Raw genomic sequence first — 12,795 nt, 5'->3', positions numbered from 1 at the left:
AAATCAGCGGGTTTACGCGGCCGAGCCGCCGTTGGCGTAGATGACCTGGCCGTTGATCCAGCGGGCCGGACCGGCCAGGAAGGCGATGATCTCGGCGATGTCGGACGGCTCGCCCAGGCGCTCCAGCGGCGGCTCGGCGGCGATCCGGTCGATCAGTTCCTGCGGCTTGCCCTCGAAGAACAGCCGGGTCGCGGTCGGACCGGGGGCGACGGTGTTGACGGTGATGTCACGGCCGCGCAGTTCGCGGGCCAGGATCAGGGTGATGGCCTCGACGCCGCCCTTGGTGGCGGAGTAGGCGGAGTAGCCGGGCCGGGCCAGCTTGGTCAGCGAGCTGGAGATGTTCACGATCGCGCCGCCGTTGCGTACCCGCCGGACGGCCTGCTGGTCGACCACGATGGTGCCGCGCAGGTTGGTCCGCACGACCCGGTCGAAGACCTCCAGGTCGAGATCGGCCAGCGGCGACAGCGGCATGATCCCGGCCGCGTGCACGACCACGTCGACCCCGCCGAACTCCTGCTCGGTCCGGTCGAACAGCGCGGCCACCGCGGTCTCGTCCGCGACGTCGGCCTGCACCGCGATCCCGCGGCCGCCGGCCTGCTCGACCTCCTTGACGGCCTCTTCCCCCGCCGCCTGGTTGCCGCCGTACACGATCACCACCGCGTAGCCGTCGCGGCCCAGCCGGGCCGCCGCCTCGCGGCCGATGCCACTGGATCCGCCGGTCACGATGGCGACCCGCTCGGTGGTGGTGTTCTCGGTCATCGTCCTGCTCCTCGATGTCGGTGCCTGGTCTTGCTGACACCTAAATCGTGCTCCGCAGGATGGATCAAGTCCAACGACTCAAGTCGATGGGTGAATCAATTCTGTTGATGTACGTCGGCACCTGGTTCGGTGCCGGACGGATGCCGGAGATGGGTGCTGACCAGACCGAGGAGGGCCCGCAGCGCGGCGGTCGGTTTCCGCTTCTTCAGCGTGGCCATGTACAGCGACCACTGGAACGATTCGCCGGTGATCGCCACGACCCGGATCGCCTTCTGATCCGCGACGGCGTACCCGGGCAGGATGCCGAGGCCGACGCCGTGCCGGACGAACTCGACGCCGTTCTCGATGCCGAGTGCCTCGACCACCACGTGCCGCCCGATCCCGGCCGCCTCGAAGGTCTGGTCGATCATCGTCCGCGTCCCGAACCCGGGTGGGAAGTCGACGAACGCCTCGTCCGCGAGGTCGGCGAGCGTGACCGACCGTCGGCGCGCGAGCCGATGGCCGACCGGGACCGCGAGCACCTGCGGAACGCGGAGCAGTTCCCAGGCGGTCAACTCGCGCGGCACGCTGCCGGCAGCGATGCCGAGGAAGCCCACGTCGATGTCGCCGTTGCGCAGCGCGACGATCACTCCGGCCGATCCTTCGGCGTCGACCCGCAACTGGAGCTCGACGTTCGGGTACCGCCGGCGGAACTCACCCGCCGCCGCGGGCAGGTCGATCAGCCCGAGACCCGGCAGCAGACCGACCCGCACGGATCCGCGCATACCTGAACCGAGCTCGTCGACGACGTCACGCGCGCCCTGGACCGCGTCCATCACCGCGAGCGCTTCCGGCAGGAACGCCGTACCCGCCTCGGTCAGGACCACCCGCTGGGCGCTCCGCTCGAACAGCGTGACCCTGAGATCGCGTTCCAGCGCGGCGATCGCGGCACTGACCGCGCTCTGCACCACATGCAACCGCCGAGCGGCCAGCGTGAAACTGCGCTCGTGCGCCACTGCCACGAAGTACTCCAGCTGCCGCAACTCCACAGCCGAAGTCTGCCGCACCGCACGTCAAGAACGCCGGGCCCGCTCCGACCTGCCAGTGACGGAACTCCGGAGCGGTAAGGATGGCAACGTGACGAATCTTCAGGAGCAGGTGCAGCTGCGGGTCGACGAGCTGGCCGAGACCGAGATCGGACTGCAGGTGGCGGCGTACCAGAGCGGCGAACTGGTCGTCGATGCCGTCGTGGGAGTCGCCGACCCCGAGGCTCGGCGCCCGGTCACCGCTGACACGCTGTTCTTCAGCGCCTCCACCGGCAAGGGCGCGTCCGCCACCGTCGCGAATGTGCTGGTCGATCGTGGCGTCCTCGCGTACGACGCTCCGATCGCGGACGTCTGGCCCGAGTTCGCAGCGCACGGTAAGAAGAAGGCGACCCTGCGGCACGTGCTGACCCACTCGATCGGCCTGCCCGCGCTGCCATCGGACGCCACATCCGCGGACCTGGCCGACTGGACGAAGATCACGTCGTACCTCGCCGCGGCCGAGCCGTGGTGGGAGCCGGGCACGAAGACGGCCTACCACTCCGAGACCTTCGGCTACCTGGTCGGCGAGATCGTCCGTCGCACCACCGGCCGCACGATCTCCGACGTGCTGCGGGAGATCGCCGCGCCGCTCGGGATCGCCGACGAGGTGTACTTCGCCGTACCGCGAGACCAGCGGCACCGGGTCGCCAAACTGGTCGAGCCGGCCGGCGCAGAGGACACCTTTGCACAGTTGGCCCACATGTTCGCCGAGGTCGAGCCGCCGGCCGTCATGCCCCGCGCGGCACACGTCAACACCCCTGAGTATCTCGCCGCCGAGCTGCCCGCTCGCGGCATCCTGACCGCCCGCGGCATCGCCAAGCTGTACGCCGCTTTGATCGGTAAGGTCGACGGTGTCCGGCTGGTCCGGCCGGGAGCGATCGCGGAGATCACCGGTCCGGCCCTGGTCGCGAAGGACGAACTGCTCGGGAATCCGGCGACGTGGGCGCTCGGCTACCCGGTCGGCCGGCTCGGATCGACAGCGGAGGAGAGCCCGACGTCGTTCGGGATGCCGGGCATGGGTGGCAGCGTCGCCTGGGCCGATACGCGCTCAGGCGTGGCGTTCGCGTTGACCAGGACCTTGTTCGACCCGGCGCAGTCGGCGTCGGCGATCGAGATCGGCAACCTGGTTGCGCAATCTCTCTGCTGAAAACCCCTGCTGGGACTGTAATCCCTGCTGGGTAAGGGCTTTCAGGACCCGCGGACCGACTGCTGGTCGACCCAGACCAAGTGGCCGTGGTGGCTGACGAGAACCTCGTCGGCCCCGGCCGCTCCGGTCCGGCGGCCCAGCTCCTGGCCGGCGATCCAGCGACCGCCCATGCGGACCTGGACTGCCACGGGCCGGGCCGGGGAAGTGGCTACTGGCATGGCACCTGACTTCTGGACAGGGGCGGAAGCGGTGGGGTGGCGTCGTACTGCTGTGGGGTGGTGCTGAAGTCCGGTCATCGTCGCCCTCGCAAGGACACACAACCATCATCTGGGGGGCTGGTTGCTCAGCCAAAGGCCACCCTACAACCGAGAGATGACCCACCGTTAGCGGTAATTCGGATTGATCCGGAACCCCGAACCACCAGTCGGCGCGAGCCCTGAAACTAGTCGGCGCGACCGACGATCTGCTGCAGCGCCCAAGTGTTTCCGTCCGGGTCACTGAAGAAGACGAAGCGGCCCCACGGCATCTCCTGGACGTCCGACACCTCCACGCCGCGACCCGCCAGCTCGGCCCGGGCCGCGTCGGCGTCGGACACCACGATCTGCAGGCCGCGGACCGAGCCGGGCTCGGCCTGACCCATGCCGCTGCCGATCGCGATCGAGCAGGCCGACCCGGGCGGAGTGAGCTGAACGAACCTCAGTTCCTCGCTGACCTGATGGTCGTGATCGGCGACGAAGCCGACCTTGTCCGTGTAGAACGCCTTGGCCCGGTCAACGTCCGAAACCGGGACCGACACCAGCTCGAGCTTCCAGTCCATGGCGGAAACCTACTGCCGGCAAGATGCATAACCCAGGGTCGGTGGGGTAGAACTGTCAGCAGAAGTTCCTGACCGCGGTCCAGACATGTGCCGCGCCGTGACTCAGAGTCGCGAGGTCAGACATCATGAACACCGTTGCCAGCACCACCGCCGAGCCGCGCACCGATCGGAAACAGCGCAGAGACGGCGAGACCAGGTCCCTGCTGAGCCGGCGAGCAGCCAGCACCGACGAGAATCTCCGGCAGGCCCTCCTCGATCAAGCGATCGAACTCCACCTCGGAATCGCGCACAGCATCGCGTCGCGGTTCCGCGGTCGCGGCGTGGAGGCCGACGATCTGGACCAGGTCGCGTACCTGGGCCTGGTCAAGGCGGCCCGCAGCTACAACCCGGACGCGGACACGCCGTTCCTGGCGTACGCCGTACCGACCATCCGGGGCGAGGTGAAACGGTACTTCCGGGACTGCTCCTGGACGGTCCGGATCCCGCGCCGCCTGCAGGAACTGCAAGGATCCATCGCCTCGGTCCGGCCGCGGCTGGTGCAGGAACTGCACCGCGAGCCGACCCAGCAGGAGCTGGCCGACGAAATAGGGGCCCAGGTCAACGAAATCGAGGACGCCATCGCCGCCGACGGCTGCTTCTCGGTGCTGTCCCTGGACCGCCCGGTCGACGACGACTCGGTCGCGAACCTGGCCGACACGATCGCCGACTCCGACGACGCGGCGTTCGAGCGGACCGAGGCGGTCGCCGTCCTCGAGCCGGTGCTGAGCGCGCTCGCGCCGCGCGAGCGTAGGATTTTGGAACTACGGTTCGTCGAGGGTCACACCCAGGCGGACATCGGTGCCGAGATCGGAGTGAGCCAGATGCAGGTGTCCCGGTTGCTCCGCGGCATCCTCGACCGGCTGCGCGACCGGATCGAGCCGCCTGCGGCAGCCGCCGCTTGACCAACAAGCCGATCTTCGTGGTGCAGCTGCACGACGCCCGGCGGCTGCACTACGACATCCGGCTCGAGGTGGACGGCGTACTCAAGTCATGGGCGGTCCCGCGTGGACCGTCACTGGATCCGGTGGTGAAGCGGCTTGCCGTCTTCACCACCGACCACGACCTGGAGTACGCCTCCTACGAAGGCGTGCACGCCGATGCTCAGTATGGCAGTGGTGCCGTGATCGTCTGGGACGCCGGGATCTACACCAACCTGACCCGGGACGACCGGCACCAGTTGGTGGACCCGGCAGAGGCGATCGAACGCGGTCATTTCAAGGTTCAACTGCACGGCGTGAAACTCAACGGCGCTTGGGCCTTCACCCGCACCGGTGGGGACTGGTTGCTGGTGAAGGTCCGCGACGCCGCGGCCGATCCCGCGGTCGATCTGACGGTCACCGAGCCGCGGTCGGTTCTCAGCGGTCTGACCATCGAGGAGATGGCCGCGTCCTGACCGTTGCTCTTAGCATCGTGCTACCAGGTGTCGATGTGCACGATGTCGTCGAGCGGCTGACGGGCCGCAGGCTTGAAGTTGGTGCCGATCGTGTACGCGGTCGGGATCAGTGCTGTCTGGCGGATGTCCTCCGGCAGACCGAGCAGTTCGCCGACTTCCTGCTCGTAGTTCAGGTGCAGGGTCGTCCACGCCGTACCGAGTCCGCGGGCGCGTGCGGCCAGGCAGTAGCTCCACGCAGAGGGCAGGATGGAGCCCCACAACCCGGCCTGGTTGCCCGCCGGCAGGTTCTTCGCCTCCAGACACGGGATCACGAGGACGGGGACCTGCCCCATCCGCTCACCCAGATAGGCCACTCCATCCCCGATCCTGCGCTGGATCGGCCCGCGGACCGGGTCGTCGGCGTACAACTTCCCGGCGGCCCCGGACCCGGCCAGATACTTCTCGACCGCGAGCCGGTAGTACTCCCCGATCGCCGCTCGCTTCTCGGCGTCCGTGATCACCAGCCAGTGCCAGGTCTGCCGATTACTCCCCGACGGCGCCTGCAACGCGACCTCGATGCACTCCCGGATCAGCTCGGCCGGAACCGGCTTCTCCAGGTCCAGCCGCTTGCGGACCGTGCGGGTCGTGGTGAGCAGTTCGTCGGGCGAGAGGTCCAGTGTCGTCACTCGTCCACTATGTCAGCAGGTGTAGAGAGAGTTGGGGTGGACCTTCTCGCAGAAGCGGACGTGGAGATGGTTGTCGTGGGCCGGCCACTCGGTGGTGAGGCCCTCGCTGATCAGGGTCGGGTCGTTGAAGAAGATGAGCCGGACGTGTCCCGGAGCGGCGGCGTGGATCGCCTGGATGAGTTGGCGGGTGGCGGCCCGGTCGTACGTCGTCGACTGCCAGGTGATGCGGCCCGCGGTGCACTGGGCGCTGTCGGTCCGGATCGGCCAGATGTCGATGTCCAGCCCGACGTCGTGACTGCCGTGGCCGGGGATGTCACCGCCGTGCTCGAAGCCGGCGTCGCCGTACGGGAGCTTGCCCTGGTTCGTGCTCGCGAACGAGCGGGCCGCCTGCTCGAGTTGCGCGACGGCCGCGGACGTCGCCCAGTTGGCCGCCGTACCGTTCCCGTCGGGGTCCTGGTCGCAGAGGTTGGCGGTGAAGTCCGGGTAGTCGTAGTGCCAGGCGAGGTTGCGCCAGGTGACCGGACCGACGATGCCGTCCGCGCCGATTCCCGCGTGCGACTGGAAGGCGATCACCGCGTCGCGGACCGCCGTACTGAACACGCCGTCGACCGGGAGACTCAACCGCCGCTTGGCGTTCAGCTCGACCTGCAACGCCTTCACCGCGGCGTTGTTGTCACCTGACCGGATCGTCGGCGCCAGCGCGGTCCACGTCTGCGGACCGACGATCCCGTCCATACCGAGACCCTTGGCCGTCTGGAACGCCTTCGCAGCCGCGACAGTCGTCGTACCGAACACTCCGTCGGCAGCCACCGACTGCCCGTTGTGCTGCAGCAAGTACTGGACCGCCAGTACGTCGGCCCCCCGATTCCCACTGCTCTGCGTCGGAAAGAACGCATTCGCATAAGCCTGAGCCGACCCGGGCAACAACCCAGCCACCAGCAGCACGACCAAGGCCAACAATCCAACTCGCTTCATGTTCCCTCCGGGGCGGAAGAGGTAACTAACCAACGTTTCCCCGCCACCATCCGGCATCCGTTTCCCACCCGCAAGACCGCGACGGTACTATGCTTGCAGATAATCCCGAACAGGATGATCTCCTACCGGAAGGGTCATGTCCTGATGTCACTGAACCTGTTCGCCGACGAGGTGTTGTCCACAACGCGTGCCGTGCGCAAACGCCTCGATCTCACCCGCCCGGTGCCGCGCGAGCTGATCGAGCAGTGCGTCGACCTCGCCACCCAGGCGCCGACTGGCCGCAACCGGCAGCGTTGGCACTTCCTGGTCGTCACCGACGAGGCTCAGCGGCAGGCCGTGGCCGACGTGTTCCGGCGTGCACTGCCATTGGCGACCGGGCACCCGCTGACTGACCGCGACGTGTCGCGGATGAGCTATCACGCGGCCTCGACTGAGCGGGTCTTCGACAGCCTGCGCTATCTGGTGGACAACATCCATCGAGTGCCGGCCTTTGTCATCCCGGCCGTCGAGGGGCGCACCGACCGAGCGTCGGTCGACGTGCAGTCAGGGGTCTGGGAATCGATCCTGCCTGCCGTGTGGAGCTTCATGCTCGCCGCCCGCGAGCGTGGTCTCGGGACGGTCTGGACAACCGCGCAGGCACCGCTCGAACGTGAGCTTGCCGAGATCCTCGGTGTCCCGTACGACGACGTGATGCTGGCGGCGTTCATCCCGCTCGCGTTCACGCTCGGCACCGACTTCCGCCCGGCCAAGCGGGTGCCACGCGACCAGGTCCTGCACTGGAACCAGTGGTAGGTCCTACTCGAACAGCTTGGGGTCTCCGGCGCCGACTCGGACTATTTCGGGGAAGTCTTCGGAGAAGTCGATGACCGTGGTGGGTTCGGTGCCGGCTTCGCCGTCGACGACGGCGTCCACCTGGTGGTCGAGTTCTTCCTTGATCTCCCAGCCTTGGGTCATCGGCTCCTCGTGGTCGGGGAGGAGGAGGGTGCTGGAGACCAGTGGCTCGCCGAGCTCGGCGACCAGGGCCTGAGCCACGACGTGGTCGGGGATGCGTACGCCGACCGTCTTCTTCTTCGGGTGCAGCAGCCGGCGCGGCACCTCTTTGGTGGCCGGGAGGATGAACGTGTAGCTGCCCGGGGTCGCCGCCTTGATCGACCGGAAGACCGCGTTGCTGATGTGCACGAACTGCCCGAGCTGGGCGAAGTCCTGGCAGACCAGCGTGAAGTGGTGCTTGTCGTCGAGGTGCCTGATGGCCCGGATCCGGTCGATCCCCTCCCGGTTGCCCAGCTGGCAGCCGAGCGCGAAGCAGGAGTCCGTCGGGTAGGCGATCAACCCGCCCTCACGGACGAGGTCCACCACCTGACCGACCGCCCGCCGCTGAGGATTCTCCGGATGTACGTCGAAATACCTGGCCATGACCGCCGAGCCTAGCGCGGGGCGCTAGCGCTGAAGAGCAAGCAGGTAACTGTCGACCGCAGCCGGCTGGAGAGCATGCTCGACGACCATCATGGCCGCGCCGTACAGACCGGCGTCCGGGCCCATCGTCGCCGGCTCGATCCGTACGTCGCCCGCCGGGCCGGACTGTGCCGACTTGGCGATGCTCTCACGAATGCCCGCGATCAGCTGCTCCTCGGCCTCAGCGAGGTATCCCCACAAGCTGATGACTCCGGGGTTGAGCAGATTGACCACACCGGCCAGGACTTCGCCGATGTCGCGACCGGCGATCCGCACCGCGTGCCCCGCCTCGACATGCGCGGACCGGGCCAGGGTTGCGACGGCGCGAGCGTTCGGCGCGTCCACACCCTCGGCCCGCAGACGACGAGCCAGTGCGCCACCACTCGCAACGGCGTTCAGGCAACCGAGATTGCCGCAGCTGCAGGGCACTTCGGACGCACCGACGCGGGTATGACCGATCTCCCCGGCCAAGCCGGAGACACCTTGGATTACCTTGCCGTTGACAACGACCCCGCACCCGATGACCGTGCCGACCTTCACGCAGACCAGCACCTCAGGCTCATCGGTGCGCGCGCAGTGCTCGCCGAACGCGAGCAGGTTGACGTCGTGATCGACGAAGATCGGCACGTCCATCCAGCGGTTCAGCACCTCGCACACCGACTCGGCCGTCCAGTCCGCGCCGCCACCCTGCGACGCCAGCTCCACCCGGGCCGGCATCCCGAAGCCGATGCCGTGCACCCGAGCCGGGTCCGCGTCCAGTCGCTCGAGCATCCCGTCGTACGTCCGGGTGACCTCGACCAGTACGGCGTCCGGGCCGTCGGCCAGGTCGATGTCGATCATCGTGCTGGTGAGGATCTCGCCGGCCAGGTCCGTCGCGGCCAGTCGGATACCCGAGATGCCCAACTGCGCGGCAAGGGTGAGACCGGCCCGCGGGCTGAAGCTGAGCGTCGCCGCCGGGCGTCCGCGGGATCCATCGGCGGACGGTCCGTCCAGGGACAGCAACCCCGCAGCCAGCAGTACGTCGACCCGGTCGTTCACCGTGGATCGGGCGATGCCGAGCTCGTCGGCCAGCTGACCGGTCGTGTTCGCCCGGCCGTGCCGGACCAACTCGAGGATCTCCCCGGACCGGGCGATCCGGGACTGGGACGCCGGACGGCGGCGGGAGCGTAGTGGCGCGGTGGTCATCCTGATCCCCCTCGTGGTCCGACGCTGCTCACACAGTATCAATTAGAACTTCGGTCGACATCTTTCTGTTGACGGTCGACATTAAAGACCATACGCTCGCCAAAAAGCCTCCCGGGACCAAGGAGTTCGCATGACCAGTTCAGGACTGACCCGGAGACAGCTGCTCCGGACCGGCGGGGTGGCCGTCGCCGCCGCCGGACTGGGGCCGGCCGCGCTGGCCGGGTGCGGCGGCTCGGACGACGCCGGCGGGACCGGCGGCCCGCTCAGCTTCATGTACTGGGGATCGGCCTTCGAGAAGAAGGCGATCGACGAGATGCTGAAGAAGTACGGCAAGGAGCACGACGGCGCCAAGGTCGATCCGATGTACGTGCCGGTGTCGAACTACCCGACCAAGGTGTCCAGCCTGGTCGCCGCGAACACCCCGCCCGACCTGGCCTACCTCGGCACCGGGCAGATGTACGACCTGGCCCAGAAGGACCTGATCCTCAACCTGTTCCCGTACCTGGACAAGTACCCCGAGCTGAAGGACCGGCTGCCGAGCAGCTACTTCTGGTACGGCAAGGACAAGCTCGCCGCGAACCAGTTGGCGATGGGCGTGCAGATCCTCTACTACAACACCGACGCCTTCAAGGCGGCCGGTCTCGACCCGGCGCCGTTCACCGCGGACACCGCGTGGAGCTGGGACGACTTCGTCCAGGCGGCCGACAAACTCACCGTCGACCAGAACGGCAAGCACCCGTCCGAGGACGGTTTCGACTCCGGCAAGGTGAAGCAGTTCGGCACCATCGCGCCGATCGGCGGTGCCCCGCTCTACAGCCTGCTGCGCTCCAACGGCGGCGACATGGTGAACGAGGACGGTACGAAGTTCGCGCTCGACTCGGCCGCGGCGATCGACGTACTGAAGAAGATCCAGGACCTGATCTACGTGCACCGGGTGGCGCCGAGTCCGGCCCAGCTGGGCAAGAACGCGCCGACGACGTCGGTGCAACTGCAGACCAAGCGGGTCGGGATGATCATCGACGGCAACTGGACGCTGCTCGACCTGATGGAGAGCAAGGTGCCGTTCGGCGTCGCCGTACTGCCGAAGTTCCAGGAGCCGCTGACGATGACCGGCGGTGCGGCCGGCGCGATCTTCGCCAAGACCAAGCACCCGGAGGAGGCGATCGAGCTCTACCTGTACTACAACGATCCCGAACACGTGGATCTGTTCAAGGACGGGCTCTGGGCGCCGCTGCAGAAGAAGTACTACACGGACCAGGCCGAGATCGACAAGTGGGTGCTGAAGGACAAGTACCCGGCCAACTTCCAGACCGCGGTGGTCGACACGACGCTGAAGAACGGCGTCACCGACTGGGGCCAGCAGATCAAGAACGCGGACCGGATCCACCAGGTGCTCGACCCGGCGCTCGAGCAGATCAGCCTGAACAAGGGCGCACCGGTCGACATCGTCAAGGCGCTGAAGCCGAAGATGCAGGCGCTGCTGCAGGGCAAGTGGCCCCTCCAGGAGCTGTGATGGCTTCGTCTCCGATGAAGCAGGAGGCACGCTGGGGCGTGCTGCTGGCGCTGCCCGCGATCATCGGCTTCGTCGCGTTCACGTTCCTGCCGATGATCGCCTCGGCGGTGATCAGCCTGACCGACTGGACCATCGGCGCGGCACCGAAGTTCGTCGGTTTCGCCAACTACAAAAGGATGTTCACGGCCGACGACAGCTTCTTCAAGTCGCTGTGGGCCACGCTGTACTACACCCTGGGCGCCGTACCGCTGTTGCTGATCGTCGCGTTCGCGGTCGCGCTGCTGCTCAACCAGCCGGTCCGCGGCCAGGGTGTGTTCCGGGTGATCTACTACCTGCCCGCGATCGTGCCGATCGTGGCCAACTCGATGCTGTGGATCTGGCTCTTCAACCCCGACTTCGGGCTGCTGAACACACTGACCGAGAAGGCCGGGCTGCCCCGGTCGCAGTGGATCTTCGACGAGAGTACGGCGATCCCGTCGCTGATCCTGATGTCGGTGTGGGGCTTCGGCAACGTCGCTGTCATCTTCCTGGCGGGACTGCAGGGCGTGCCACGGCAGCTCTACGAGGCGATCGCGGTCGACGGTGGCGGGGCGTGGCGGAAGTTCCGGCACATCACGCTGCCGATGATGACGCCGACGATCTTCTACAGCCTGGTGACGAGTGTGATCGGGGCGTTGCAGGTCTTCGTGCAGGCCGCGGTGATGACCGAGGGCGGTCCGAACGACTCGACGCTCTTCTACATCTACTACCTGTACCGGACCGCGTTCACGAACAACGAGATGGGATACGCCAGCGCGCTGGCCTGGGTGCTGTTCCTGGTGATCATGGCGATCACCGTGGTGCTGTTCCGCAACTCCAGCCGCTGGGTCTACTACGAGGCCGGGAGTACCCGATGACCGCCGTACTGGACAAACCCGAGGTGGTGTCGGCCGCGCCACCGGCGTCGCGGCCGCTGGCGCCGCGGGGTGTGGGGAAGAAGCTCCTCGTCTACCTGCTGCTGATCGCCGGTGCCATCCCGACGCTGCTGCCGCTGATCTGGCTGGTCCGCAGCGCGCTGATGGACTCGGGCCAGATCTTCGTCTCGCCACCGCAGTGGATCCCGAAACCCTTTGCCTGGGACAACTTCTCCGGCGCGCTCACCCAGGTGCCGTTCGCCCGGTACTTCCTGAACACGATGATCCTCGAGGCCGGCGTACTGATCGGGACGGTGCTGTCCTGCTCGCTGGCGGCGTTCTCGTTCGCCCGGCTGCGCTGGAAGCACAAGAACCTGGTGTTCGGCATCCTGATGTCCGGGGTGATGCTGCCGTACGCGGTGACGCTGATCCCGACGTTCCTGTTCTGGCAGAAGCTCGGTCTGGTGAACACCTACGTGCCGCTGATCCTGCCGCATTGGTTCGGTACGGGCGTGTTCAACATCTTCCTGCTCCGCCAGTTCTTCCTGTCCATCCCGTACGAGCTGGACGAGTCGGCGTACATCGATGGGGCGACGCCGCTGCAGGTGTACTGGCGGATCATCCTGCCGCTGTCGAAGCCGGCCCTGGCCGTGGTGAGCGTGTTCACGTTCCTCGGGGTCTGGAACGACTACCTCGGGCCCCTGATCTACTTGAACGACTCGGACAAGTACACGCTGGCAATGGGGCTGGCGTCGTTCCAGGGCACCTACACCGCACAGTGGGGGTACCTGATGGCCGCGGCCGCCGTGGTGCTGCTGCCGATCGTGCTGTTGTTCGCCTTCGCCCAGAAGTACTTCGTCGAGGGCATCGCGCTGACCGGACTGAAAGGCTGA

Annotated in this window: 15 protein-coding genes; 7 read left to right on the top strand and 8 right to left on the bottom strand. The window is 67.2% G+C overall.

Translation table 11 applies throughout. The annotated features are described in order from the left end of the window. Positions 1-12: 12 nt before the first annotated feature. Both E0H73_RS28345 and E0H73_RS28340 read right to left on the bottom strand, forming a co-directional pair. Entirely contained in the window at positions 13-759 is a 747-nt protein-coding gene (locus E0H73_RS28345; RefSeq protein WP_131361618.1) for an SDR family oxidoreductase, read from the bottom strand. A gap of 95 nt (positions 760-854) precedes the next feature. Beyond that, positions 855-1,787, bottom strand: a complete 933-nt coding sequence (locus tag E0H73_RS28340; protein WP_131361617.1) for a LysR family transcriptional regulator — start codon at positions 1,785-1,787, stop codon at positions 855-857. 88 nt (positions 1,788-1,875) lie between these two features. On the opposite strand from E0H73_RS28340, the gene E0H73_RS28335 reads away from it, so the two are divergent. Continuing rightward, positions 1,876-2,970, top strand: coding sequence for a serine hydrolase domain-containing protein (locus E0H73_RS28335; RefSeq protein ID WP_131361616.1), 1,095 nt, complete (start codon positions 1,876-1,878; stop codon positions 2,968-2,970). 41 nt (positions 2,971-3,011) lie between these two features. On the opposite strand, the gene E0H73_RS28330 is transcribed toward E0H73_RS28335, so the two are convergent. Then, on the bottom strand, positions 3,012-3,188 hold the full coding sequence (locus tag E0H73_RS28330; protein ID WP_238164335.1) for a hypothetical protein: 177 nt from the start codon (positions 3,186-3,188) through the stop codon (positions 3,012-3,014). 224 nt (positions 3,189-3,412) lie between these two features. After that, entirely contained in the window at positions 3,413-3,787 is a 375-nt protein-coding gene (locus E0H73_RS28325; RefSeq protein WP_131361614.1) for a glyoxalase superfamily protein, read from the bottom strand. A gap of 125 nt (positions 3,788-3,912) precedes the next feature. On the opposite strand from E0H73_RS28325, the gene E0H73_RS28320 reads away from it, so the two are divergent. Both E0H73_RS28320 and E0H73_RS28315 read left to right on the top strand, forming a co-directional pair. Continuing rightward, positions 3,913-4,728 carry a sigma-70 family RNA polymerase sigma factor gene (locus E0H73_RS28320; protein WP_131361613.1) on the top strand — a complete coding sequence of 272 codons (816 nt, stop codon included), beginning with the start codon at positions 3,913-3,915 and terminating at the stop codon, positions 4,726-4,728. Further along, a complete protein-coding gene (locus E0H73_RS28315) occupies positions 4,725-5,219 on the top strand; it encodes a DNA polymerase ligase N-terminal domain-containing protein (RefSeq protein ID WP_131361612.1) in 495 nt (164 codons plus the stop codon). The genes E0H73_RS28320 and E0H73_RS28315 overlap by 4 nt, the downstream gene beginning before the upstream one ends. Before the next feature lie 20 nt (positions 5,220-5,239). On the opposite strand, the gene E0H73_RS28310 is transcribed toward E0H73_RS28315, so the two are convergent. Beyond that, entirely contained in the window at positions 5,240-5,884 is a 645-nt protein-coding gene (locus E0H73_RS28310; RefSeq protein ID WP_131361611.1) for a nitroreductase family protein, read from the bottom strand. A 12-nt stretch (positions 5,885-5,896) separates the two neighbouring features. Beyond that, on the bottom strand, positions 5,897-6,859 hold the full coding sequence (locus E0H73_RS28305; protein WP_202867594.1) for a penicillin-insensitive murein endopeptidase: 963 nt from the start codon (positions 6,857-6,859) through the stop codon (positions 5,897-5,899). A gap of 144 nt (positions 6,860-7,003) precedes the next feature. Between E0H73_RS28305 and E0H73_RS28300 the strand changes: the two genes are divergently transcribed. Then, complete coding sequence (locus E0H73_RS28300) at positions 7,004-7,651, top strand: nitroreductase family protein (RefSeq protein ID WP_131361609.1); 648 nt, start codon at positions 7,004-7,006, stop codon at positions 7,649-7,651. 3 nt (positions 7,652-7,654) lie between these two features. On the opposite strand, the gene E0H73_RS28295 is transcribed toward E0H73_RS28300, so the two are convergent. Further along, positions 7,655-8,272, bottom strand: a complete 618-nt coding sequence (locus E0H73_RS28295) for an L-threonylcarbamoyladenylate synthase (protein ID WP_131361608.1) — start codon at positions 8,270-8,272, stop codon at positions 7,655-7,657. 24 nt (positions 8,273-8,296) lie between these two features. Then, complete coding sequence (locus E0H73_RS28290; RefSeq protein WP_131361607.1) at positions 8,297-9,496, bottom strand: ROK family transcriptional regulator; 1,200 nt, start codon at positions 9,494-9,496, stop codon at positions 8,297-8,299. 130 nt (positions 9,497-9,626) lie between these two features. Here E0H73_RS28290 and E0H73_RS28285 point away from each other — a divergent pair, with 130 nt between their 5' ends. From E0H73_RS28285 to E0H73_RS28275, 3 genes are read left to right on the top strand one after another with little or no spacing between them, the layout of a single operon-like run. After that, positions 9,627-11,009 (top strand): ABC transporter substrate-binding protein, encoded by a 1,383-nt coding sequence (locus E0H73_RS28285; protein WP_131361606.1) that lies wholly within the window; start codon positions 9,627-9,629, stop codon positions 11,007-11,009. After that, on the top strand, positions 11,009-11,905 hold the full coding sequence (locus E0H73_RS28280; protein ID WP_202867592.1) for a carbohydrate ABC transporter permease: 897 nt from the start codon (positions 11,009-11,011) through the stop codon (positions 11,903-11,905). Before E0H73_RS28285 ends, E0H73_RS28280 begins: the two co-directional genes overlap by 1 nt. Beyond that, on the top strand, positions 11,902-12,795 hold the full coding sequence (locus E0H73_RS28275) for a carbohydrate ABC transporter permease (RefSeq protein ID WP_131361605.1): 894 nt from the start codon (positions 11,902-11,904) through the stop codon (positions 12,793-12,795). Before E0H73_RS28280 ends, E0H73_RS28275 begins: the two co-directional genes overlap by 4 nt.

Origin of the sequence: Kribbella pittospori, assembly GCF_004331465.1 — a bacterium.
In the GTDB taxonomy this organism is placed as follows: domain Bacteria; phylum Actinomycetota; class Actinomycetes; order Propionibacteriales; family Kribbellaceae; genus Kribbella; species Kribbella pittospori.
This window is presented reverse-complemented; position numbering and strand designations above follow the sequence as displayed.